This is a genomic window from Arthrobacter sp. CC3 (assembly GCF_039907775.1).
GTDB lineage: Bacteria > Actinomycetota > Actinomycetes > Actinomycetales > Micrococcaceae > Arthrobacter.
Genome location: NZ_JARCCY010000036.1, coordinates 26,004 through 49,051 on the forward strand (window position 1 = coordinate 26,004; position 23,048 = coordinate 49,051).

General features: G+C 66.7%; 20 protein-coding genes, 1 tRNA gene and 1 riboswitch. Of the genes, 15 read left to right on the forward strand and 6 right to left on the reverse strand.

Annotated features, from left to right (window positions below):
• Window positions 1-3: 3 nt before the first annotated feature.
• From PV761_RS18430 to PV761_RS18470, 9 genes are all read left to right on the forward strand, one after another.
• Entirely contained in the window at window positions 4-828 is an 825-nt protein-coding gene (locus tag PV761_RS18430) for a M23 family metallopeptidase (RefSeq protein WP_347898984.1), read from the forward strand.
• Between the two features lie 112 nt (window positions 829-940).
• Window positions 941-1,135: riboswitch (cyclic di-AMP (ydaO/yuaA leader) on the forward strand.
• 70 nt (window positions 1,136-1,205) lie between these two features.
• The gene (locus PV761_RS18435; protein WP_347899015.1) at window positions 1,206-1,880 is read left to right on the forward strand and encodes an NlpC/P60 family protein; all 675 of its coding nucleotides are present in this window, start codon (window positions 1,206-1,208) and stop codon (window positions 1,878-1,880) included.
• Window positions 1,881-2,038: 158 nt separating this feature from the next.
• Window positions 2,039-2,794 (forward strand): NlpC/P60 family protein, encoded by a 756-nt coding sequence (locus tag PV761_RS18440; RefSeq protein WP_347898986.1) that lies wholly within the window; start codon window positions 2,039-2,041, stop codon window positions 2,792-2,794.
• A gap of 222 nt (window positions 2,795-3,016) precedes the next feature.
• Window positions 3,017-3,517, forward strand: a complete 501-nt coding sequence (locus PV761_RS18445; RefSeq protein ID WP_028271305.1) for an HNH endonuclease — start codon at window positions 3,017-3,019, stop codon at window positions 3,515-3,517.
• A gap of 80 nt (window positions 3,518-3,597) precedes the next feature.
• Entirely contained in the window at window positions 3,598-4,215 is a 618-nt protein-coding gene (locus PV761_RS18450; RefSeq protein WP_347898988.1) for an NTP transferase domain-containing protein, read from the forward strand.
• Between the two features lie 59 nt (window positions 4,216-4,274).
• Window positions 4,275-4,613: a DUF6457 domain-containing protein gene (locus PV761_RS18455; RefSeq protein ID WP_028271303.1), complete on the forward strand. Its 339-nt coding sequence runs from the start codon at window positions 4,275-4,277 to the stop codon at window positions 4,611-4,613.
• On the forward strand, window positions 4,610-6,052 hold the full coding sequence (locus PV761_RS18460) for a molybdopterin molybdotransferase MoeA (RefSeq protein ID WP_347898991.1): 1,443 nt from the start codon (window positions 4,610-4,612) through the stop codon (window positions 6,050-6,052). Before PV761_RS18455 ends, PV761_RS18460 begins: the two co-directional genes overlap by 4 nt.
• A gap of 72 nt (window positions 6,053-6,124) precedes the next feature.
• Window positions 6,125-6,997, forward strand: coding sequence for a formate dehydrogenase accessory sulfurtransferase FdhD (fdhD, locus tag PV761_RS18465; RefSeq protein ID WP_347898993.1), 873 nt, complete (start codon window positions 6,125-6,127; stop codon window positions 6,995-6,997).
• A 175-nt stretch (window positions 6,998-7,172) separates the two neighbouring features.
• A complete protein-coding gene (locus PV761_RS18470) occupies window positions 7,173-10,199 on the forward strand; it encodes a glycoside hydrolase family 38 C-terminal domain-containing protein (RefSeq protein ID WP_347898995.1) in 3,027 nt (1,008 codons plus the stop codon).
• Between the two features lie 217 nt (window positions 10,200-10,416).
• Here the strand turns inward: PV761_RS18470 and PV761_RS18475 are convergent, their stop codons facing one another.
• Window positions 10,417-11,151 (reverse strand): hypothetical protein, encoded by a 735-nt coding sequence (locus tag PV761_RS18475; protein WP_028271299.1) that lies wholly within the window; start codon window positions 11,149-11,151, stop codon window positions 10,417-10,419.
• On the reverse strand, window positions 11,148-11,894 hold the full coding sequence (locus PV761_RS18480; protein ID WP_347898998.1) for a hypothetical protein: 747 nt from the start codon (window positions 11,892-11,894) through the stop codon (window positions 11,148-11,150). The genes PV761_RS18475 and PV761_RS18480 overlap by 4 nt, the downstream gene beginning before the upstream one ends.
• A 182-nt stretch (window positions 11,895-12,076) precedes the next feature.
• Between PV761_RS18480 and PV761_RS18485 the strand changes: the two genes are divergently transcribed.
• Entirely contained in the window at window positions 12,077-13,786 is a 1,710-nt protein-coding gene (locus PV761_RS18485; protein WP_347899000.1) for an ABC-F family ATP-binding cassette domain-containing protein, read from the forward strand.
• Entirely contained in the window at window positions 13,783-15,696 is a 1,914-nt protein-coding gene (locus PV761_RS18490) for an ABC transporter ATP-binding protein (protein ID WP_347899002.1), read from the forward strand. Before PV761_RS18485 ends, PV761_RS18490 begins: the two co-directional genes overlap by 4 nt.
• Before the next feature lie 9 nt (window positions 15,697-15,705).
• Here the strand turns inward: PV761_RS18490 and PV761_RS18495 are convergent, their stop codons facing one another.
• The 3 genes from PV761_RS18495 to PV761_RS18505 all read right to left on the reverse strand — a co-directional run bounded on the left by PV761_RS18495 (window position 15,706) and on the right by PV761_RS18505 (window position 16,654).
• Window positions 15,706-16,110 (reverse strand): NUDIX domain-containing protein, encoded by a 405-nt coding sequence (locus tag PV761_RS18495; RefSeq protein WP_028271295.1) that lies wholly within the window; start codon window positions 16,108-16,110, stop codon window positions 15,706-15,708.
• A gap of 2 nt (window positions 16,111-16,112) precedes the next feature.
• On the reverse strand, window positions 16,113-16,580 hold the full coding sequence (locus PV761_RS18500; RefSeq protein ID WP_028271294.1) for a DUF6314 family protein: 468 nt from the start codon (window positions 16,578-16,580) through the stop codon (window positions 16,113-16,115).
• Between the two features lies 1 nt (window position 16,581).
• A tRNA-Arg gene (locus tag PV761_RS18505) sits at window positions 16,582-16,654 on the reverse strand.
• Window positions 16,655-16,739: 85 nt separating this feature from the next.
• Between PV761_RS18505 and PV761_RS18510 the strand changes: the two genes are divergently transcribed.
• Window positions 16,740-17,612, forward strand: coding sequence for a hypothetical protein (locus PV761_RS18510; RefSeq protein WP_347899005.1), 873 nt, complete (start codon window positions 16,740-16,742; stop codon window positions 17,610-17,612).
• On the opposite strand, the gene PV761_RS18515 is transcribed toward PV761_RS18510, so the two are convergent.
• Complete coding sequence (locus PV761_RS18515) at window positions 17,514-18,134, reverse strand: hypothetical protein (RefSeq protein WP_347899007.1); 621 nt, start codon at window positions 18,132-18,134, stop codon at window positions 17,514-17,516. The genes PV761_RS18510 and PV761_RS18515 overlap by 99 nt on opposite strands.
• Window positions 18,135-18,202: 68 nt before the next feature.
• Here PV761_RS18515 and PV761_RS18520 point away from each other — a divergent pair, with 68 nt between their 5' ends.
• Genes PV761_RS18520 through PV761_RS18530 form a run of 3 tightly spaced genes read left to right on the forward strand, consistent with a single transcriptional unit; the run spans window position 18,203 to window position 22,975 of the window.
• Window positions 18,203-19,051, forward strand: coding sequence for an inositol monophosphatase family protein (locus PV761_RS18520; protein WP_028271291.1), 849 nt, complete (start codon window positions 18,203-18,205; stop codon window positions 19,049-19,051).
• Window positions 19,052-19,095: 44 nt separating this feature from the next.
• Window positions 19,096-21,588, forward strand: coding sequence for a DNA helicase PcrA (gene pcrA, locus PV761_RS18525; protein WP_347899009.1), 2,493 nt, complete (start codon window positions 19,096-19,098; stop codon window positions 21,586-21,588).
• Window positions 21,589-21,643: 55 nt separating this feature from the next.
• Window positions 21,644-22,975, forward strand: a complete 1,332-nt coding sequence (locus tag PV761_RS18530; protein WP_347899011.1) for a nucleotide disphospho-sugar-binding domain-containing protein — start codon at window positions 21,644-21,646, stop codon at window positions 22,973-22,975.
• Window positions 22,976-23,048: the final 73 nt, after the last annotated feature.

Sequence of the window (23,048 nt, forward strand, 5' to 3'; positions counted from 1 at the left end):
TTCTTGACCACGCAGACCGTCAGGGGCCGCCGCAGGGCGACCGGTCCCGCTTCGGAGTACCCCGTGGCCGAAGCCGTTATGACGGTCAGGCCGCGCGATGCACACCGTGATGCGCGCCGACGCCGCAGCCTGTTCAGCCAGGTGACGGAGTTCGCTTCGGCAAGCGGCGTGGGTCAGAAGGCCGGCATTGCCCTCGCCGCCGCCGGACTGGTGCTCACCGTCTCCGTCCCGTCGACCGGGCCCATGATGTCCACTGCGGACACCGGGAACGCTGCCGCCACCGCTTCGGTTGCGCCCCAGCCCGAAGTGTCCGTTGCTGCAGGTGCCAAGATCGACTTCAATCGGACCTACGTGGCCACCAAGGGCGATCCCGACGGCAAGCTGAAACAGCTCCTGAGCGCACAGTCGGCAGGGACGATCACGCGTGCGGCCTCCGCGGGCAGCTTGGGGGCTCCGCTGGAACAAATGATTTCGGTATCTCCCTTCGGTTTCCGCACTAGCCCGATCACGGGTGGCTCAGGTGAGTTCCACCGGGGCCAGGACTATGCGGCACAGTGCGGCACCAGCGTCCTCGCCGCTGCGAGCGGAACAGTAACCTTTTCGGGCTGGCACCCCTATGGCGGCGGAAACCGCGTGGTGATCGACCACGGCAACGGCCTCGAAACCACTTACAACCACCTGTCGTCCTCCAGTGTCCAGGTGGGGCAAAAGGTGGGCCGCGGGGACGTCGTGGCGCTCGCCGGGACCACCGGAGCCTCCACCGGCTGCCACCTCCATTTCGAAGTGATGGTCAACGGCGAAGTCGTCGACCCCACCGGCTGGCTCTGACCAAGCGATGGGTTACTCTCGCATTCCTGTGACATGCCGTGACCTGAATGTGACATGCGATCGGAATTCCTGTACCGTTTAAAGCACGCCAACTTTTCCGAAGTTGGCGCTCTTGAGTGGATTGCCTAACTCTGCCACCGCTCAAGGTCCGTTCGCATGACATCGTCTGGCAGAGGCGGGGGAACCAATTTTGGTCTTCGCAAGAAGACCTTGGGGTTAAGTCGCAAAAGCTTCCCAGGAAGCCGCGCGGCCGGGTGACTCCCATCCGAATCCGACAGCTCACCTCGTAGGCATTGGGAGAGGCTACCTTCGTGTCTACACGCAACACTTCTGCGCGCCACCGTGCGCAAACGGTTCGTACGAACCCGTTGAACTCCGTGTCCAGGGCTGTTACTGCCAACGCCGGGACCGTAGGTCGCCAGGCGGCTGTGATCGCAGCCGCGTCCGGACTGATCCTCAGTGTTGGCATGCCGGCAAATGCCGCCGATACCAACCTGGGTGTTTCCGCTTCGACGGAGTCCGGCTCTCAGTCAGCCCAGCTGGCCGTAAGCGCTGAACCGACAGCGACTGTTTCCTTCGAGCGTCCGTCCGTCACCACGATGGCAGCGCCGAAGATTGAAACCGTCCGGGCACAATCCACCGGTACCGACGCCAGTGAGAACCCCACAGCAGCTGACGGGGAGGCCAAGGCCGGCAAACTTGCCGACGCCGCCTCCTCTGCAGCAGCATCTGGCCTCGCCGCCATAGCGTACACCGGCATTGGCAGCGCCTACGTCTGGGGCGGCACCACCCCCAGCGGCTGGGACTGCTCAGGCTTCACCCAGTGGGTCTACGCCCAGGCCGGCATCAGCATCCCCCGCACCAACGCATGGACCGCCATGAAGCCCACCGCCACCCCGGCGCCGGGCGACTTGGTCATGCAGAACGGCGGAGCTCACGTTGGCATCTACGTCGGCAACGGCATGATGATCAGCGCGCTGAACCCGTCGCAGGGCACGCTCCTGCACGCTGTGTCCGCCACGGGCACATCCGCGTTCTACACGCTTCGCTAGAACACGCGGCGCTTCGCTCCATCACGGGTTTCCCGTCGCTGAAGCGCGCGTTCTTCGCTATATAAACCTGTTCGGGCCGTTCCGGCTTACCCCCAAGATGCCGGAGCGTCCAAACCGCGGCCTGCCACGCAGTCTGAGGAAAACGAAAGAGAGAAATAATGACTACTCGTGCGATCGCACGGCACCGCGCCGAGGTTACCAAAACCAACTCGCTTGCTGTCATTGCCAAGGCTGTCGGCGACAACGCCGGCGGCGTGGGCCGCCAGGCTGCGGTTATCGCTGCAGCTTCCGGCCTGGTCCTGACCAGCGGTATCGCAGCGAACGCTGCCGATACCAACGTACAGCGCGAAGCAACCTCTGCTTCCACCCTGGAAGTGCAGTCCTCTGCTCCGGCCAACATCTCGGCCGCTTCCAGTATTGCCATCTCCTTCGAGAAGCCGGCTGTCTCCACCTCCCCGGCTCCGGTCGTCGAGGCTCCCAAGCCTGTCGTCGAGGTTCAGGAAGCTGCTCCCGAGGCTGCTCCGGTTGCCGCGACCGTGTCGGCCCCGGCCGCCCCCGCAGCTGCAGCCCCCGCTGCCGCCAGCGGAAACGGTGCCGCGATCGCGGCTGCAGCGTACGCCCAGCTCGGCGTTGCCCAGGACTGCACGATGCTTGTGACAAACTCTCTCGCTGCGGTTGGCATCAACTACCGCGGCTGGCCCGCAGGCTACCTGTCCCTGGGCCGCACCGTCAGTGCAGCTGAAGCCCAGCCTGGCGATCTCGCTTACTATCAAGACGGCGGCATGGGCAGGGCCCACATTGCTGTTTACGTCGGCAACGGCATGGCCGTCCACGGGGGCTGGAACGGCGGAACAACCGTCCTGTTCAGCGTCAACGTTGGCTCCGGCCCGGTCTTCATCCGCGTCGGCGGCTAATACCCCGGTTTCCGCGTAACAAAAGGACCCCTGCCTTCGGGCTGGGGTCCTTTTGCGTTTCCGGCAGGTGAATTTTTGCCGACACGGAGTCTATGGTAAGGAGCCGATTCGGCGATAGGCCACTTGAGTGTTTACTCTTGTGTTGTCGATCCATAGCCCGGACAAGCAGAGGGCAGCCGGCCCTCGAGCCCCTGACGGGTGCGGCCGTGAAGAGGTATGTGCATGCGCACTCTCGTTCTTAATGCTGGATATGAACCGCTGGCGGTTGTGACCTTCCGCCGGGCGCTGGTTCTTGTGCTGACCGGAAAAGCTAGCGTAGTGGCCGAAGGCGACGATCCTGTCGTCGGGCCGCAGGAGATCCTGGGCCGTCCGTCCGTGATACTCCTGAACCGCTACATCCGGCCCCGGTACAACACGATCACTGCTGTGAGCCGCCGGGGCGTGTTGCGCCGTGACGGCCACCGCTGCGCCTACTGCGGGAAAGCAGCACACACCATTGACCACGTCCACCCGAAATCGAGGGGCGGTGCCGATTCCTGGGAGAACCTGGTGGCCGCCTGCCTTCGGTGCAACAACGTGAAAGGCGACCACACGCCCGCCGAGATGGGCTGGAAGCTCAGGTTCGTCCCCGCGCCTCCGCACGGCACCATTTGGCAGATCAAGGAACTGGAAAAGCCCACGCCCGCCTGGGACCCTTTCCTCCTGCCCGAATCCGCCGCCTAAGGCTTCACGGTTTCTAAGGCTTCACGGTTCCTAAGGCTGCACGGTTACGCGGTGTCGGCCTGCATGGCTAGGCTGGCACTGTGGAGTTTGATGCCTTAATACTGGCCGGCGGGCGGTCATCGCGCCTGGGTGGCGTGCCCAAGTCCCAGTTGGTGTACGACGGCGCCACCCTCCTGTCGCGGTCGCTCGCGGCAGCCGCGGGGGCGGGAGAGGTGGTGGTGGTGGGACCTGATCCCGGCGGACTGCCCGCCGGTGTTCTGTCATGCCGGGAGGAACCCGCGTTTGCCGGCCCGGCGGCGGCCATAGGCGCCGGCCTGGCCGCCCTGGATCGCGCACGCGGTCCATTGCGCGCGGCGACGACCCTGATCCTGGCTTGTGACATGCCCAAAGCCGACCAAGCCGTTGCCGCACTTCTGCTCGCCCTGGCGGAGGACAGCAGCGGCGCGGCCGGCTCCGAGGGAATCATGTCCGCTTCGCCTGATGGCCGCAGACAGCCGCTTGCGGGTTTTTATGGCACGGCTGCGCTACAACGTGCCGTGAACGAACTGGGGGAGAGTGGAGGCCTGGCAGGCGCTTCAGTCTTCGCCCTCCTTGCTAGGCTTGACGTGCGGACTGTTATCGTCCCCGCCGGTGCCACGGACGATGTGGATACCTGGGACGATGCCACCGCGCTAGGGGTATCCCGCCAGGGGTCATAAGCCACCGTTGGTGGGACCGGGCGGTGGTACTGCAACTGAATTTGAGTTTGGAGGCAACGGTGAAAAGCCAGGACGAAACGCTGGAGGACTGGTGCCGGGCGCTGCTGCAAGCCTTCGAGCTGGAGGACGTCGAGGTGGACGTCAATGAAGTCTTGGCGCTGGCCGGGGTTGCGGCCCACTCTGTGGTCCGTCCGGCGGCGCCGCTAACCACGTTCATCGCCGGCTTCGCGGCAGGTATGGCGTCTGGTTCGGGGCAGGCCCCGGACGCGGTTTCAATGCAGGCCGCCATGGGCGTGGCGCGGGCGCTGGCGATGGATTACGCCGCGGCGGATTCCGCCGCGGCCACGCCGCAGCCCGATGACGGACCGGCCGTCAGCAGCGGGAACCCCGGCGCATGACGGCTGCGCCGCCGGGCGGCGGGGACGCCGCCAGCGACGTGCCTGAAAACGGGGAACCCTCCGAGGGTCCCGGCACCGCGGAAACGGGGACTGCCGAAGCGGGCACTGTTGAAGCGGGCACTGCCGACACCGGCCACACCCATTTGGCGCACAGCTGGCAGGAGGCGCGGCAGGCGTCATTCGACTCCGCAACACCGATCCCGCCGGGGCCGGTGCCGCTCAGGACCGCGCTCGGCCGGACACTCGCGGAGGACGTCACCGCGCTCCAGGACATGCCGCACTACGCTTCATCGGCCATGGACGGCTGGGCGGTCAACGGAAGCGGGCCGTGGATCCTCGCGGAGCCCGGCCACCGGTTGGCACCCCACCAGGCCAGTCCCATCGTCACCGGCGGCCTGATCCCCCCTGGTGCCAAGGCTGTGCTCCGCAGTGAAAGCGGCGCCATGGCAACGGATGAGGAAGGGCTCCCCGTCCTGGTCCTGGGCGGCGGGGCACGGCCCGGTGAACCGAGGAACGGCCAGCACATCCGGAAAGCCGGCGAGGAAGCAGCGGCCGGAGACGTCCTGATCGCCAGCGGAACTGTGCTCAACCCGGCCCATCTGGCCCTCGCGGCGCTTGCCGGCCACGACTCCCTCCACGTCCAGGGAAAACCTGTGGTGAGGATCCTGCTCACGGGCTCCGAGGTGGTCACCTCAGGCCTGCCGGCGCCGGGTAAGGTGCGCGACACCTTCGGACCACAGCTTGGCGCCGTCGTCGAGATGATGGGCGGCATCAGCGCCGGGCAGGACAAGATCGGTGACAGCTACGACGAATGGCTCGCCGCCCTGGAGGACGACGCTGCGGAGGAGGCGCCGGCCGACGTCGTCATCACCACCGGCGGAACCGGCCGGTCCGGCACAGACCACCTCCGCCGCGCGGTCGCGGAACTCGGCGGCCGCCTGTTGATCGACGGCATCGCGATGCGGCCCGGGCACCCGGCTGTCCTCGCCGAACTGCCAGACGGCCGCTTCATCCTTGGACTGCCCGGCAATCCCCTTGCCGCGATGATGGCGCTCTGCACAGTGGGAGCTCCGCTGCTGGCCGCGCTGGGCCACGGGTCGCTGCCGCCGATCAGTGAGGTACCCTGCGGGACGATGATCGACGCTGAACCGGGAAGGACCCGGCTGATGCCTTTCAGGCTGCTCTACGGCATGGCATCACCTGCCCAGCACGCGGGGTCCGGGATGATGCGCGGCCTTGCGGCAGCCGACGGCGTCCTCGTTGTGCCTCCGCACGGCATCCAGTTGGGGGAGGCCGCGCCCGCTTTCGCCCTGCCGTGGGGTGCCCCGATCCCGGCGGCTGGACTGGCCGCGGCGAAGGCCAAAGCGGCTCCCCGCAAGACCCCGCGGAAGCCCGCCGCATCAGACGGTCCGGTGGACTGGAGTGCTTTGCTCGGCTAAGACGGTCCCGGCTGGTGAAGGCCGTCCGGGCTTGCAATGATGGTCATACCCCGCACTAAAGAGGAGCGCATCGTGGCCCGCATGACGCAACGCCGCAAAATTCACAAGTTCGTCCTGGACGGTTCGCCGCAGGCCCTCGCATTCCCCGTGCGGCACCGGGAAGACGTACTTGCCGTGGAGGAACCGCTGGAAGTACGGCTGGGATCCCTCCCGTTTACCGTCACCATGCGCACACCCGGGGACGATTTTGACCTCGTGGCCGGGTTCCTGGTGTCCGAGGGCATCATCTGGGACCCCGAGCAACTCATCTCCCTGCGGTTTTGCGCGGGCGAGGACGAGGACGGCGTTCAGACCTTCAATGTTGTGGAGGCGCAGTTGCGGCCGGACGTCGTCCTCCCCGAGAGGGGCCGCAACATCTTCACGTCCAGTTCATGCGGCATCTGCGGCACCGATTCCATCGACGCCGTCCGCAAGTCATCGCATTTCAGCCCTGCCGGTGATCCGCTGACCGTCCCGGTTGAGACGCTCGCCGGGCTCCCGGACGAGCTTCGTAAGGCGCAGGCCGTCTTCGACGCCACCGGAGGGGTCCACGCTGCCGGCCTCTTCAGGATCACCGACGACGGCGGCACTGAGTTGCTGTGCCTGCGCGAGGACGTGGGACGCCACAACGCCGTGGACAAGGTGGTGGGCTGGGCGCTCCGCGAACGGCTGCTGCCGCTGGCGGGCAGCGTGCTGCAGGTTTCCGGCCGTGCCTCCTTCGAACTGGTCCAGAAGGCGGCGCTCGCCGGGATTCCGGTGCTCGCTGCCGTCAGTGCGCCATCCAGCCTGGCCGTAGAACTTGCTGACGCCAGCGGCATGACACTGGCCGGCTTCAGCAGGGGCGCCACCCTCAACGTCTATGCCGGGCAGCACCGGATCCAGGCACCGGCTCCGGTCCCCGGATAGGACAAAGTGCTTGGTTTATCGGGCCCGGCACAGTAGATTTTATCCATCGATTGGACGCGCCGATCCGCTCCTTCGGCAGTGTTCAAGGGCTTGCGCATAAGCTGAAGCCAACGCCAAAGCCAATACCGCGAGCCAGCCGTCAGCTTCCAGACCACAGGTATTAAAGAGGACCACATTGCACGACGACCGCCGCATCACGGAAGTCCGTCTTGACCGCTTCATGCGTGAACGCGTGGACCCCGCGGTGTACACCCGCAGCGTCCCGCTGAACCTGACCAGCTGGGACGTTCCGGACGAGCCTGTTTCCGTCATGGAAGCCCTCCGCCACGACTTCGCCCCGTTGGAACACGGAACTGCCTGGGGTAAGCCATGGAGCACCAAGTGGCTGAGGCTGCAGGGCGAAGTGCCCGATTCCTGGGGGACCGCTCCGGATACCGCGGTGGAGATCGTGGTGGACCTTGGCTTCACCCGCGAACTGCCGGGATTCCAGTGCGAGGGAATTGCGTGGCGGCCGGACGGCACCATCATCAAGGCCATCTCGCCGCGGAACCAGTACATCCCCCTGAAGCTCCTCGGAAGCGGAATGGCAGTGGACTTCTACGTGGAGGCAGCTGCCAACCCGGACGTCGCGCAGGGATGGACCTTCGCAGCCATGCCCTACGGGGACAAGGAAACAGCGGGAAGCGAACCCAAATACCGGCTGGGCACCATCGCCATCGCCGAACTCAACCAGACCGTCTGGGAGCTTCAGCAGGACGTCTGGACGCTCAGCGGGCTCATGCACGAGCTGCCGATGGAACTGCCCCGCCGCCACGAGATCCTGCGCGCCCTGGAGCGGATGCTGGACGTCATGGACCCGGACGATGTCAGCGGCACCGCGTCGGCCGGCCGTGCAGCCCTGGCTGAGGTACTCTCCCGCCCGGCGTACGCCTCGGCCCATCAGCTGGTGGCCACGGGCCATGCGCACATCGACTCGGCCTGGCTGTGGCCCGTCCGGGAAACCATCCGCAAATGTGCACGCACATTCTCCAACGTCGTGGCGCTGATGGACGAGTCTCCCGATTTCGTGTTCTCCTGTTCGTCCGCGCAGCAGCTCGCCTGGATGAAGGAGTTCTATCCGGAGCTGTTCGGCCGCATCCGCGAGAAGGTCAAAGCGGGCCAGTTCGTGCCGGTCGGCGGCATGTGGGTGGAATCGGACACCAACATGCCCGGCGGAGAGGCCATGGCCCGGCAGTTCATCGAAGGCAAGCAGTTCTTCCTGGACGAGTTCGGCGTGGAGTGCCGGGAAGCCTGGCTGCCTGATTCCTTCGGGTACTCCGCCGCCCTGCCGCAGATCGTCAAGGCAGCTGGCAGCAAGTGGTTCCTGACCCAGAAGATCTCCTGGAACCAGGTCAACAGGATGCCGCACCACACGTTCAACTGGGAAGGCATCGACGGCACGCGGCTGTTCACGCACTTCCCGCCGGTTGACACCTACAACTCCGAGCTGAGCGGGCGGGAACTGGCGCATGCGGAGCGGAACTACCGGGACCACGGCCGCGGCACTGTCTCCCTGGTCCCGTTCGGCTACGGCGACGGCGGCGGCGGCCCCACCCGGGAGATGATCGCAGCAGCCCACCGCACGGCCGACCTCGAGGGGTCCCCGAAGGTGCGGATCGGAACGGCCGCGAACTTCTTCAGCCAGGCACAGGCCGAGTACACGTCCCTGCCGGTATGGGTGGGGGAGATGTACCTGGAGTTGCACCGCGGAACCTATACCAGCCAGGCCAAGACGAAACGGGGCAACCGGCGAAGCGAGCACCTGCTCCGGGAGGCCGAACTCTGGTGCGCCACCGCGTCCGTCCGTACTGACGGCAGCTTCACCTACCCGGCAGCCGAGCTGAAACGCCTCTGGCGGCTGGTCCTGCTGCAACAGTTCCATGACATCCTGCCCGGCAGTTCCATTGCCTGGGTCCACCAGGACGCGGAGCGGAACTACGCAGCCATCTCGGATGCCCTGGAGTCCATCATTGCCGGCGCTGCCCGTGCCGTTCTCGGCGAGGGCAGCCGCGAGTTCCTGCTCAACGCCGCGCCGCACGAACGCAGCGGCGTGCCTGCACTGGCTGCCGCCGAACCCGTCCGCAGCGACCACCCGGTGACGGTCACCGAATCCAGCGGGGGATACATCCTGGATAACGGCGTGATCCAGGCCGTGCTGGACTCCAACGGACTCCTGACCTCGCTGATCGACCATGCCAGCGGCCGGGAAGCGATTGCCCCCGGCCAGTTCGGGAACCACTTGGAACTCCACCGCGACACGCCCAACGAATGGGACGCGTGGGACATTGACGAGTTCTACCGCCGCAACGTCACCTCACTGACCGAAGCGCATTCGGTGACGCTGGAGCGGGGCGGCTGGGACGCCGTCGTGGTGGTGGAGCGGCTGGCCGGAACATCAGCGATCACCCAGCGGATATCGCTCGAGGCCGGTTCCGGCTCACTGGGCATCCTGACCTCCGTTGACTGGCAGGAACGGGAAAAACTGCTCAAGATCGGCTTCCCCCTGGACGTCCGCGCGGACCGATCAGCATCGGAGACGCAGTTCGGGCATGTCTTCCGGCCAACCCACACCAATACGTCCTGGGAAGCGGCCAAGTTCGAAATCTGCGCCCACCGCTGGATCCACGTGGCAGAGCCGGGCTATGGCGTGGCGGTCTCCAACGCCTCCAGCTACGGGCACGATGTCACCCGCAGCGTGAGGGACGACGGCGGCACCACCACCACCGTGCGCACGTCCCTGCTTCGCGCTCCCAAATATCCGGATCCCGGCGCCGACCGCGGGCGGCACGAGCTCCTGGTGACCATCAGGCCGGGGGCGGAGATCGCCGATGCCGTGGAAGAGGGCTACCGGACCAACCTTGCCCCGCGCATCGTGAAGGGCGCCAACGCCGTCAGCCCGCTGTTTACCGTGTTCAACCAGGGAATTGTGGTGGAAGCGGTGAAGCTGGCGGAGGACGGTTCCGGCGACGTCATTGTGCGGCTTTATGAGTCGCTGGGGGAGCGGTCCGAGGGTTTGGTGACGGCAAACTTTGACGCCAGGGAAGTGCAGGCGGTGGACCTGCTGGAGCGTCCGGTTGAGGACCCGGGCGTGACTGCCGGCAAGGACTCCGCAAAGCTGACGCTGCGGCCGTTCCAGCTGGTCACCCTGCGCTTTGCCCGCTAGGACGCCAGGGGTCCAGGGCGCTGGCCCGCGGCCATCCCGCCGTTAAACAGGCTGAGTGGGGGCGGTCCCCAACGGCCCGCCACCACTCATCCCCCCAATAGCGCTCAGTGGCCGGCCGGCGCCGAACGGATTATCCCCATTCACGACCCCAGCCCGCACCCACTTTCACACTTTCATGATTCTCTCACGTTCTAATGATTTTGTGAAAGCACTAAGTCTACTTTGCAGTAGATGACTTCCGGGTGCTCATTTGGGTCGCCCGGACCCGCGCAGCCCAAAAGGCGGCAAGGCCGAGGACAAAGCAGAGCGCGGCCCCGTAATTGATGATGAATCTGAGGAAGTGCCACTGTGCCGGAATGAAAGGGAAAAGCAGGCTTATGGCCAGCGAGATGCCGCCGACAGCCAGCAGAAGCGCCCCTGCCCGGACCAGCACCGGCAGCCGGCTGGCAACGGCCTTCGCCATGGCGGGGAGCAGCACCAGGGAGACATAGGCAGGATAGGCGCGCCCGGCGGCGCCATAATATTCGACGAGCCGGGCATTCCTCTCGCTGCTCTGGGACACAGCCACAAGCCCCGCCGATGAGCCGGACGAATCCATCATGGCGAAGAAGACGACCATGGCGGCAGCAATAACGCCAAGCACCAGCAGCCCGGGCATGCCCAGGAGCCACCGCCGCGCCCCATGGGCGCCGAAGCCCCTGATGAAACGCAGCCCGATGAAGAAGATGACGGCAAAGATGACGAACCGAAGGATGAGGTTGGCGACGTTGGTGCCTCCGAGCAGCCGGTCGATGGCAATGTACGGGCCATCGATGCTCAGGAGGATCGCCAGGGTGGCCAGTACGAAAATGTAGAAAAGCGACCTGTTCTCACCCCTGACGGCGCTTGGAATTCGGGCCACGGCGGCGGCACAACAAATTGCCAGCGTGGACCATTGCAGGATCTCGATCATCCGAGGTTCTCCCAGATCGTTTTGGTTTGTTCGTGGTCTTGTTCCTGGCGCTTGAGGGTCTTCCCCAATGCTTGCAGCCGGTCACCGGCCAGGGCGGCGAGCTCCCCATCGGACAACGCGTCCAGGGCTGCCTGCCGCGCCCCCCGCGGCCAGCCGGCCTCCGCCTCGGTGATCATGCCGGTGGCCACCAGCCCGCCGGTCAGGCCGGTGCCGGCCGCCTTGGCCGTGGCGATGGCCAGCTCGGGAGTCAGCCGGTTGGCGGTCAGCTGCGCGGAGTAGTTTTGCGGGGCGATTCCCGTGGCTGCCGACACCCGGTGCCGCAGCTCGCCGTCGTCGATTGCGTCCACCCAGTTCTTCACCGACGTCGCATGCGGAACGGGGGTCAGCGGCGGGGCCGGCTGCGGCTGGTCCGTGTCGCCCGCTCGCGCAGCCTCGGCGGAGCGGGCAATGACTGCCTTCAGCAAATCCATCGTGGCGATCTGGCTGACCAGCTCGGCGGCGGTGGGAAGCAGCGGACTCCCGCCGAGCTCGCCGAAATTTTCAAAGGTGGCCAGTGCCGCCACGGGGTTGATGTTGAAGGCCCGGCTGATGCTGACAACGGTGCTTTCCGCCACTTTCCCGCGGACCAGCTGCTGCGCCAACGTGGTCCGCTTGACCCCCGAGATCCTGCAGATATCGGCAGTGCTCGCCTGGGGTGCAATTCCGTGAAGCCAGCGTTGGAACGCCTTGGCGGGGAGTGGCATGGATGGCTTCCTGCAGGGTGGGGCGGGCTGGATTCGTCGGTCGATTTTACGGCGGGGGGTATATGAACTATGCTAAATGGTCGAACCCGTTGGTCCGTACACCCCCCAAGTCCGGACCAGCGGGTTCCTCCATGCCCGGCGGGATTTCAGGCCGTTTTGGGCCGCAGTGAGAGGATGGACTAATGACTGCAACCCTAGTTGCCAAAGATCTTTCTGGCGGTCACGACCACCGCACACTCTTCTCAAAACTTTCCCTCACAGTGGCGCCCGGCGACGTCGTGGGCGTCGTTGGAGCGAACGGCGCGGGCAAATCCACCCTGCTGCGGCTCCTGGCCGGTGTGGACCAGCCACTGGCCGGCACGGTGAACCTGGCCCCGGCCGATGCCTTCGTGGGCTGGCTGCCCCAGGAACACGAACGCGTGGACGGGGAAACCGTGGCGGACTACGTTGCACGCCGCACCGGCTGCGCCCAGGCAACGGCGGACATGGAATCCACTGCCGAGGCCCTGGGGTCCGGCGCCCCCGGCGCGGATGACGCCTACTCCCTGGCCTTCGACCGCTGGATGGCCTCCGGCGCGGCCGACCTTGACGAACGGATTGCGCCGGTCCTGGCCGACCTTGGCCTGGACGTGGGACCGGAAGCGCTGATGACCGGACTTTCCGGCGGACAGGCCGCGCGGGTGGCGCTGGCCGCCCTGCTGCTGAGCCGTTTCGATGTGGTCCTGCTCGATGAACCCACCAACGACCTGGACCTCAACGGACTGGCCAAGCTGGAAGCATTCGTCCAGGGCCTCCGTGGCGGTGTGGTCCTCGTGTCCCACGACCGTGAGTTCCTGGCACGGTGTGTCACCACCATCGTGGAACTGGACCTGGCCCAGAATTCCGTGGCTGTTTACGACGGCGGCTACGAGGCGTTCCTGGAGGAACGCGCCGTCGCGCGGCGCCATGCCCGGGAGCGCTACGAGGAGTTTGCGTCCACGAAGGCGGACCTCGTCTCCCGCGCCAGGACCCAGCGCGAATGGAGCTCCCAAGGCGTTCGCAACGCCATGAAGAAGAGCCCCGACAACGACAAGATCCGCCGCGCCGCCTCTACAGAATCGTCGGAGAAGCAGGCCCAAAAGGTGCGCCAGATGGAGTCCCGGATCGCCCGGCTCGATGAGGTCGAGGAACCCCGCAAGGAGTGGCAGCTGCAGTTCAGCATTGGCCAGGCGCCGCGGTCCAGTGCAGTGGTGGCCACGTTGCGGGACGCCGTCGTGCACCAGGGCGATTTCACCCTGGGACCGGTGAACCTGCAGCTCAACGCCGGGGAACGCATCGGTATCACGGGCCCTAACGGGGCCGGCAAGTCGACGCTTCTCCGGCTCCTGCTCGGCATCCGGGAGCCCGATTTCGGCAACGCCGCCATGGGCGCCTCGGTGGCCATCGGCGAAATCGACCAGGCCCGTGGCCTGCTCGCCGGCCACCTCAACCTGGGTGACGCCGTCGAAGCCGTCCTGACGGACCTGACTCCCGCCGAGGTCCGCACCCTGCTCGCCAAATTCGGCCTCAAAGCCGACCACACCTCGCGTCCGGTCGACTCGCTTTCCCCGGGCGAGCGGACCCGCGCTGCGCTGGCGCTCCTGCAGGCCCGCGGCGTGAACCTGCTCGTCCTGGACGAGCCCACCAACCACCTGGACCTGCCCGCTATCGAGCAGCTCGAAGAAGCACTGGAAAGCTACGACGGCGCCCTGCTTCTGGTGACGCATGACCGGCGGCTGCTGGAAAATGTGCGCCTGGACGTCCGGTGGAACGTCGAGGACGGTGTGGTGACCGAACAACTCGCCGGCGCGGGATCGCCGCAAGGCAACGCGGGCCGCGCCACTGAACGTGCCACGAAAGGCCAGTCACGATGAGCATGGACCGGGTAGCGTGGAGCTCCCTTTACAACATCACGCGCGCCTCGAGCGGATCGAAGCCGTTCTCGAAGGCAACGCTCAAGCGGGTGTTCGGCTTCGCCCGTCCGCACAAGGGCAAGCTGATCGCCTTCGTGCTGCTGTCCATCGCCATGGCGGTCCTGGCTGTGGCCACACCCGTTCTTGCCGGGCAGGTGGTGGATGCCATCATCGCCGGCGTGGGTGCCGACGTCGTGGTCCGGCTGGCTGTCCTCATCGCCGTCGTTGCAGTTGCCGAGGCCGGACTGGGCCTGGTGACGCGCTGGCTGTCCTCCACCATCGGTGAGGGCGTCATCGTGGACCTGCGCACCAAGGTGTTCGACCACGTGCAGAAAATGCCGATCGCCTTCTTCACCCGCACCAGGACCGGTGCCCTCGTCAGCCGCCTGAACAATGACGTGATCGGGGCGCAGTCCGCCTTCGCAGGGACGCTGTCCGGCGTCGTGAGCAACGTCGTGGCCCTCGCGCTCACCCTCGTGGTGATGCTGGGCAAGTCCTGGCTCGTGACCGTGCTCGCCATGATCCTGCTGCCGATCTTCCTCATCCCCGCCCGCCGGATGGGCTCCAAGCTGGCCGACCTGCGCCGGGAAGCCGCGGAGCACAACGCCTCCATGGGCACCCAGATGACGGAACGCTTCTCCGCCCCCGGAGCCACTCTGGTGAAGCTCTTCGGCCGCCCGGACGAGGAATCCCGGGAATTCGCCGCCCGCGCGGGACGCGTCCGGGATATCGGCGTGCGGACGGCGATGCTGCAGTTCACCTTCGTGACCGCCCTGACGCTCGTCTCGGCACTGGCGCTTGCCCTGGTCTACGGGCTGGGCGGCTTCCTGGCGCTGCAGGGGCAGCTGGCCGCCGGCGACGTCGTGGTGCTCGCGCTGCTCCTCACCCGCCTCTATGCGCCGCTCACCGCCCTCTCCAACGCCCGGGTCGAGATCATGAGCGCCCTGGTCAGTTTTGAACGGGTCTTCGAAATCCTGGACCTCAAGCCGCTTATCCAGCAGAAGCCTGACGCGGTGTCATCGCCGGCCGGTCCGCTGTCCGTGGAGTTCGACGACGTCCGCTTCTCCTACCCGTCCGCAGACAAGGTCTCGCTCGCCTCGCTGGAGGACGTGTCCACGCTCGACACCCGCGGCGGCGAAGAGGTGCTCCACGGCATCAGCTTCCGGGTGGAACCCGGCCAGACGGTCGCCCTCGTGGGCTCCTCGGGCGCCGGAAAGTCCACCATCGCGCAACTGCTCTCCCGCCTGTACGACGTCGATTCCGGCGCCGTCCGCTTCGGCGGAACCACTCCGGGGACCGGGGTGGACGTCCGCGACCTCACCTTCGATTCGATGCGGCACACGCTCGGCATGGTGACGCAGGACGGGCACCTGTTCCACGAGAGCATCGCCTCCAACCTGCGCCTGGCAAGGCCGGAGGCCAGCGACGAGCTCATGTGGGATGTGCTGCGGCAGGCCCGGCTCGAAGACATGATCCGGACGCTCCCGGACGGCCTGGACACGGTGGTGGGGGAGCGCGGCTACCGGCTCTCCGGTGGCGAACGCCAGCGCCTCACCATCGCCCGCCTGCTCATTGCCCAGCCGCGCGTCGTGATCCTGGACGAGGCCACCGCGGCCCTGGATTCCACCAACGAAGCCGCGGTCCAGGAGGCCCTGGGCGCCGCGCTCGAGGGCCGTACCGCCGTCGTGATCGCCCACCGGTTGTCCACCATCCGAGCGGCGGACATGATCCTGGTGGTGGAGGACGGCACCATCGTGGAGCGCGGTACCCACACCGAACTCCTCGCGGCGGAAGGCCGGTACGCGGAGCTGTACCGCACGCAGTTTGCCGAGGCGACCGCCGTCGTGGAAGAGGCTGTGCCGGAGTTCTAGCCCGGGAAGCTACCTGCCGCCGGCGGCGAGGGCAGGCAGGACGTGGTCCGTCAACAGGGGCGCAAGATCGGCCGGCAGTTCGCCGGCCAGGTCCAGCCAGCGGATTTCCGCTATCTCGGCGGACGGGTGCGCTTGCCAGGTCCCGGGGGCAGTGAAAACCGTGGCCTCGATATCCGTGGCGGCCTCGTTGGCGGCGTCGGCCAGCCATACGCCCATGAGCTGGAGATGTTCCGGCGCCACGATGATGCCCACTTCTTCCAGCAGTTCACGGGATGCGGCCTGGGCTGCCGTTTCGCCGGGTTCGGGTTTGCCGCCCGGGTGCATGAACTTGTCCGTGCCGCGCTTGCGGACGGTCAGCAGGCGGCCGGCGCGGTCATAGACGCAGACGGCGGACACAACAATGCGGTCTTTCACGGCTACGACCCTAGCCCATCCGCGTCCGGGGCGAGCCGCCGCAGCACTGATTCCAGGAGCAGGTCCTTCCGGGGCCCCTGGACGTCCCAGGAATAGCTGAATTCGTCGGGTCCGCGGAGGGCGTACGTCACGCGGTAGGTGTCCGGATCACACCAGTGGTTGTCCTGGCTGGCCGTTTCCCGGAAGCTCATGCGGTGGAACGGCCGTCCGTCGGGGAACGTCATGTCCATCGCGTCGGGGGAATCGGCAGGCTGCAGGATGTAGTTCCGGCTTGCCGGGCCCGTGAACGCGCCGCCGTCCGGAGTAGGCCAGCGCACGGTGCCTTCTTCGTGGAAGTCAAGGCCGTCGTCGTCCGCGGGGGAAAACAGGGCGACGCCGGTGAAGGTCCCCCGGGTTCCGGAACTGCGGTCCCACAAGGTGCGCTCCACGGACCAGCTGCCCAGCAGGTACGCGCGCAGGTGGAAGTTCAAGTGCCCTCGATTGGAATCGAACCAACGACACCGGCTTTAGGAGAGCCGTGCTCTATCCACTGAGCTACGAGGGCGGGCGTCCGAAACGGTTGGCACAGGCCGTCCTGTTCGGGCACGGATACAAGCATACAAGGTACGGGCCCGTACTACGCTCTTGGCATGACTGCAGCAACACCAGCAACGTCCTACCGGGCCGGGTTCCTCCCGGATATCGCCTCCGCCCGGGAGTATTTCGGGGCGTGGGCCAAGCTGAGCGTGCTGCAATACTTCGTGGCGGAATCGGCCGTGATCGCGGCGTGGGCGGGGCCGGAACCCTACGACCGCCGGACCGGCTACATCAGTGACCTTGGGGCCGTGCACTGCGGGATCTACGAGGACCGGGACGTCTGCTCGCCCCTGCACGCGCTGATGAACGCCTCGTTCGTGGTGCAGGGGCTGGGCATGCTCGCGGGGGCATTGCTCCTCAGCTCCGCGCTCTTGTGCGTGGCAGCCCGTCCCGGTATACGGATCGCTTTCGGCCCGGGCCACCGCGCGCCCTGGCTCACCGCCCTCGCTGCCAAGGTCCTGACTTTCACCGCCGGAACCGGGACAATCATCGTGGGGCTGGTGCCCGAAGACGCCGGCTTGTTTGCCGTGCATCTGACCGGCGCCCTGATGTATTTCATCGGGGGCGCGCTGGCACTGCTGCTGCTGGGGGTGCTGTGGCTGCGGCAGTCACCCCTGGGCTGGTTCATCCTCGCCTGCGGCGCAGTTTCCTTCGGTGCCCTGGTGACCGGCGGCGTCACCGGGATGGCCGTGCCCCAGCCGGGCACGCTGGAGCGCTTCATGGGCTACCCGGTGACGGTCGGCCTGGCCACGGCGGGGCTGGTCATCGCCCAGCGGGTGCGGCAGGAGCTGAGGGCGCGGAAGGCGGCGCGGGCCGCTGCCCCGGAGCTACTTCCGCGGCTTCCGGCCGATAAACACCGCAGCGCCGCCGGCCAGCAGGCTCAGCACGAGCAGCACCCAGCCGGAAACAGTGAGCACGGACGCTAGTGCAACCTGGCCGGCGTCGGCCGTTGACGCGGACATCATCGAATCAATGGCGGCGTTCCCCCACAACCGGACCGCAGCGAACAGCAGCGGGAGCGCCCAGAGCGCCCAGCGTAGGGGTTTGCGCGCAACGTTGGTCCCGATCAGCAGCAGCCAGGTGAAGGCGAAGATCAGCGGAAACAGGGTGCCCGCCGTCTTGTGGAGGTAGTTGAGCTGGCCGCGGGCGTCCTCGTTCATGGCCGCCCTCAGCTGCTCCACGAAGCCCTGGTCAAAGCCCCCGATCAGCGAATCGGGCATGGGCAGGCCGCCCGAGAGCTGGGTGAGCTGGTTCAGCGTCAGCAAGTGCAGGTACCAGAACAGGAAGAGGCTGGCCACCACGCCCGCGATCAGGATCAGGCTGCTGTTGCTCTGCGCCTTCTCCGGCGTCCGCCGGGTGGTCGGGTTGATCACCGGCGGCAGATGATGCTGGGGAACGGACGCCCTGGCGCCGTGTTTCTTGATCCGCTGTGCTGGTGTCTTGGCCATGCGTTCATTATCGCTGGTTCTGTTCCTGTTCCTGTCCCTTGCGGGTGGCCCCGGATAGGCTGGGACGCGTGACGGAACTAGGAAGACACAAACTTGGCAGGCACAGCGCGGCTGAACTCAACGCGGGCCTGGACGACTACCAGCTGGCCGAGGCCCTGGTCAGGGAAGCCGGGATGCTGGCGCTCATGATGCGCCAGGGCGGCCTGGAAGGGCAGCAAAAAACGTCGGTTTCCGATGTTGTCACCGCCGCCGACCACGCCGCCGAAGCCTACGTCCTCGACCAGCTGCGCCGCTGCCGGCCGGACGACGGCATCCTGGGGGAGGAAGGGGCGTCCGTCCAGGGCAGCAGCGGCCGGACCTGGGTGATCGACCCCGTGGACGGCACGTACAACTTCCTGCACGGCTCCACGTACTGGTGCTCCGCGCTCGCCCTCAAGGACACTGCCGGGACCGTGCTTGGTGCCATTTTCCAGCCCGAAGAGGACAAGCTGTGGCTCGGCGGAACCACCCGGCCCGCAACCCTCAACGGAGAACGGATCACCTCCTTCCACGAAGACGGCGGGGCCAGGACCCGGAAACCGCTGGCCGAGCAGGGTGCCGCAACCTACATCCACCCGTCCTGGCTCGCGGACCCGCTGTGCGCCATGCCCTGGCACGCCGCGGCCACCGCTGCAGCGGCGCTGCGGATGTTCGGCTCGGGCTCGTGCGACCTGGGCCGGGTGGCCGACGGCGAACTGGACTGCTGGTTCCAGCACAGCTGCCCCGAATGGGACTGGCTCCCCGGCCAGGCGATCGTGATCGCCGCCGGCGGCGCCGCCGAGACCGTCCGTGTGAACGGGCTGGAATGGTTCATGGCAGGCGGAACGACGGCGGTCCGGCAGCTCCGTTCGGCCCTCGAAGCCGGCTCGGTGGAGTAAGCCCGGACGTTAGTGTCGGCCCCACCGCCTAGACTTATAGCACCATGGATATGTTGTTTGACCCCTACGCCGACGGACCGTTCAAGGCTGCCCCGCGAGCGGCAGCGCTCACTAAGTCGCGCCCCGGGGGCGGGGAAGATCCTGCACGGTACGGGAACGGCGGGCAGGAATCCGACCGGGAACGGGCGCACCCGCGGCTGCCCGGAGCCGATGAACTGCTGCAGGGCCTCAACCCCCAGCAGGAGGAAGCGGTCAAGCATTCCGGCAGCGCGCTGCTCATCGTTGCCGGAGCCGGATCCGGCAAGACCCGGGTACTCAGCAACCGGATCGCGTACCTCATCGCCACCCGGCAGGCGCATCACGGGGAGATCCTGGCCATCACCTTCACCAACAAGGCGGCCGCGGAAATGCGGGAGCGCATCCAGGCGCTGGTTGGCGGCAAGGCCAAGATCATGTGGATCTCCACGTTCCACTCGTCCTGCGTGCGGATCCTCCGGCAGGAGGCCGCTAACGTCGGACTGAAGTCCAACTTCTCCATCTATGACTCCGCGGACTCCCTCCGCCTCGTGACCCAGGTGTCCAAGAGCCTGGACCTCGATCCCAAGAAGTTCGCGCCCAAGGCCATCCAGCACAAGATCTCGGCGCTGAAGAACGAGCTGATCGACGCCGACTCCTACGCCATGTCGGCCAACCACAACGATCCCTTCGAATCAGCCGTGGCCGATGTTTTCAAGGGCTACACCCAGCGGCTGCGCCAGGCCAACGCCATGGATTTTGACGACCTCATCGCCGAGACCGTCTACATGTTCCGGGCCTTTCCGGCGCTCGCCGAGTCCTACCGGCGGCGCTTCCGCCATGTCCTCGTGGACGAGTACCAGGACACCAACCACGCACAGTACGCACTGGTCCGCGAAATTGTGGGCGAGGGACCCGGGGCCTCCGAACTCACCGTGGTGGGCGACTCGGACCAGTCCATCTACGCCTTCCGCGGCGCCGACATCCGCAACATCGTGGAGTTCGAAAAGGACTACCCGAACGCCCGCACCATCAAGCTGGAACAGAACTACCGCTCCACCCAGAACATCCTCTCCGCCGCCAACTCGGTGATCTCGCGCAACCCCAACCGGCCGGAGAAACGGCTCTGGACCGCCGAGGGCGAGGGCCACAAAATCATCGGCTACGTGGGCGAGAACGAACACGACGAAGCCCAGTTCATCGCCAAGGAAATCGACAGGCTGCAGGACGAGGACAACCTGCGCCCCGGCGACGTCGCCATCTTCTACCGCACCAACGCCCAGTCGCGCTCGATTGAAGACGTCCTGGTGCGCGTCGGGCTGCCGTACAAGGTGGTGGGCGGCACGCGCTTCTACGAGCGCAAGGAAATCAAGGACGCCCTCGCGTACCTGCGCGTCCTGGTCAACCCCGACGACGACGTCAACCTCCGGCGGGTGCTCAACGAGCCCAAGCGCGGCATCGGCGACCGCGCCGAGGGCGCTGTGGCTGCCCTTGCCGAACGCGAACGCACTTCGTTCATGGCCGCCGCCCGCCGCGCGGACCAGGCTCCCGGCATGGCCACCCGCTCGGTCAATGCGGTGCTGGGCTTCGTGAAGCTGCTGGATGACCTCGCGGAGGTGGCCACCGGCTCCGGCGCGGCGGCAGCCCTGGAAGCCGTCCTGGAACAGACCGGCTACCTGGCCGGCCTGCGGTCCAGCACGGATCCCCAGGACGAGTCCCGCGTGGAGAACCTCGCCGAACTCGTCGCCGTCGTGCGCGAATACGAGCAGGAAAACCCGGAAGGATCCCTGGGCGCCTTCCTGGAGCAGGTCTCGCTCGTTGCGGACGCAGACCAGATCCCGGACGCCCCCGGCGCGGACATCGATGCCGCCGTCGCGGAAGCCAAACGGCTGGGCGTTGTCACGCTGATGACCCTCCACACGGCCAAGGGGCTGGAGTTCCCGGTGGTGTTCCTCACCGGCATGGAGCACGGACTCTTCCCGCACCAGCGGTCCGCCACGGACCCCAAAGAACTCGCGGAAGAGCGCCGGCTTGCCTACGTGGGCCTGACCCGTGCACGGAAGCGCCTTTACGTGACGCGCTCGGAGGTCCGCAGCATGTGGGGCCAGAGCCAGTACAACCCGGCCAGCCAGTTCATCGAGGAAATCCCGGCCGAACTGGTGGAATGGCGGCGCGAAGGCACCAGCCGCCAGGTCGGCGGCTGGGGGAGCGGCGCCGCCATCGGCTCCAGCCGGTACAGCGGCTCGTTCTGGGGCGCCGGCACAGCCCGCGGCAACGCTGCGAGCCCTTCCGCCGGCTTCAACGCCGACGTGCCCGCCGCCGTCGCGAAGAACCGCGTGCAGCCGCAGAAGGAAGTGGTGGCCGTTAGCGTGGGGGACAAGGTCAATCACACAAGTTTCGGCAACGGCACGGTCCTGGCCGTTGAAGGCGCCGGCGACAAGACAGTCGCGAAGGTGAAGTTCAGCGTTGGCGAGAAGCGGCTATTGCTAAGGTACGCGCCGCTGACCAAACTGGACGCATAGCGCCGCAGGCTCGCGGCGCGGAGCCGCTCAGGCTCAAAGCGAGTCCGGGGGGACCATGAAGATCCTGTTCGCCAGCCAGGCCATTGAGGGCCACTTCAATCCGATGACCGGCGTTGCCGTGCGGCTCAGGGAGCGCGGCCACGACGTCGGCTGGTACACAGGACCTGTCTTCGCGGACAAACTGCGCAGGCTCGAGGTTCTGCACTTCCCGTTCCGCCGCGCCATTGAGCACCGGGGCGACAACCTGAACGAGCTGTATCCGGAACGCGCCAGGCTCAAGGGCCCCCGGGCCATCGGCTTCGACGGCGAAAAGATCTTTGCCAGCAACATCAGCCACTTCTTCGAGGACATCCGGGAGCTCCGCGGCGACTTCCCGTTCGACGTGGCCGTGGTGGACAGCTCCATGTTCATCCAGCGGCTGGTTTCCCGGTTGATGAGCACGCCGGTTGTGACGTTTGTGGCGATTCCCAACATGGAAAGCGACCCCCTGGTGCCGCCGCTCTTCTTCGGGTTCAAGCCGTCCCGCAACCTGGCAGAAAAAGCCGCCCAGGCCGCGGCGGGGCTGCTGTCAGACAAGGTCATCCTCCGGCCTGCCAGCCAGAGCTACAGGCGGCAGCACGCGGCGTACGGCCAGGAGGTCCCCCGCCGGGGACGGCTGACCGATGAACCGTACCGCTGCGCGGCTGCCGTCATCCAAACGGGCCCGGAGTCGCTGGACTTCCCGCGCCGGACCGTCAATCCGAAGGTCCATTACGTCGGCGCGCTTCTTCCCTACCGGGCAGCGGAGGCTGTCGGCCCCGGGGCGGACGGTGCCCGCTCAGCAGAGGTGGTGCCGGGCGACGACGGGGCACGGCCGCGGTCCTACCCGGCCACCATCGTGGTGACGCAGGGAACCGTGGACAACATCGACCAAGGCAAGCTGATCGTCCCTGCGCTCGAAGCCGTGAAGGACCTGGACGCGCTGGTGATCGTTGCCACCGGCGGCCGTGGCACCGAGGAATTGAAGGCCCGGTATCCGCAGCCCAACATCATGGTGCGCGACTACGTGGATTTCGCCAAAGTCTTCGAGCACACCGATGTGTTCATCAGTAACGGCGGTTTTGGCGGCGTGCAGCTGAGCCTGTCCAAGGGCGTTCCGCTGGTGGTGTCCGGCATCAACGAGGGCAAGAGCGACGTCAACGCCCGCGTCGAATACGCCGGCGTGGGCATCAGTCTGCGGACCGAGGCGCCCAGGTCCGGCGACATTGCCCGGGCGGTGGCTGACGTTCTGGGGGATCCTGCCTGGAAAAGACGGGCGGCGCAGATGCGTGAGCAGTTTGACCAGGCGGACCCCGCCGAGGCGGCTGCCGCCGTCGTCGAAAGTGCAGGACCTGCCGCCGGCTCCTAGTGTCCCGCGCCTGAAATTCGGTTCAGAAGTCGGCCGATGGATTCGAGGATCTGTTCTGCTGTCTTGGTCCAGG

Bases quoted from the DNA above. Each gene is read 5' to 3' on its own strand.
- PV761_RS18440 (WP_347898986.1), top strand. From the start codon at position 2,039: ATGACTACTCGTGCGATCGCACGGCACCGCGCCGAGGTTACCAAAACC.
- PV761_RS18460 (WP_347898991.1), top strand. From the start codon at position 4,610: ATGACGGCTGCGCCGCCGGGCGGCGGGGACGCCGCCAGCGACGTGCCT.
- pcrA (WP_347899009.1), top strand. From the start codon at position 19,096: ATGGATATGTTGTTTGACCCCTACGCCGACGGACCGTTCAAGGCTGCC.
- PV761_RS18530 (WP_347899011.1), top strand. From the start codon at position 21,644: ATGAAGATCCTGTTCGCCAGCCAGGCCATTGAGGGCCACTTCAATCCG.
- PV761_RS18490 (WP_347899002.1), top strand. From the start codon at position 13,783: ATGAGCATGGACCGGGTAGCGTGGAGCTCCCTTTACAACATCACGCGC.
- PV761_RS18510 (WP_347899005.1), top strand. From the start codon at position 16,740: ATGACTGCAGCAACACCAGCAACGTCCTACCGGGCCGGGTTCCTCCCG.
- PV761_RS18445 (WP_028271305.1), top strand. From the start codon at position 3,017: ATGCGCACTCTCGTTCTTAATGCTGGATATGAACCGCTGGCGGTTGTG.
- PV761_RS18485 (WP_347899000.1), top strand. From the start codon at position 12,077: ATGACTGCAACCCTAGTTGCCAAAGATCTTTCTGGCGGTCACGACCAC.
- PV761_RS18515 (WP_347899007.1), bottom strand. From the start codon at position 18,134: ATGGCCAAGACACCAGCACAGCGGATCAAGAAACACGGCGCCAGGGCG.
- PV761_RS18480 (WP_347898998.1), bottom strand. From the start codon at position 11,894: ATGCCACTCCCCGCCAAGGCGTTCCAACGCTGGCTTCACGGAATTGCA.
- PV761_RS18475 (WP_028271299.1), bottom strand. From the start codon at position 11,151: ATGATCGAGATCCTGCAATGGTCCACGCTGGCAATTTGTTGTGCCGCC.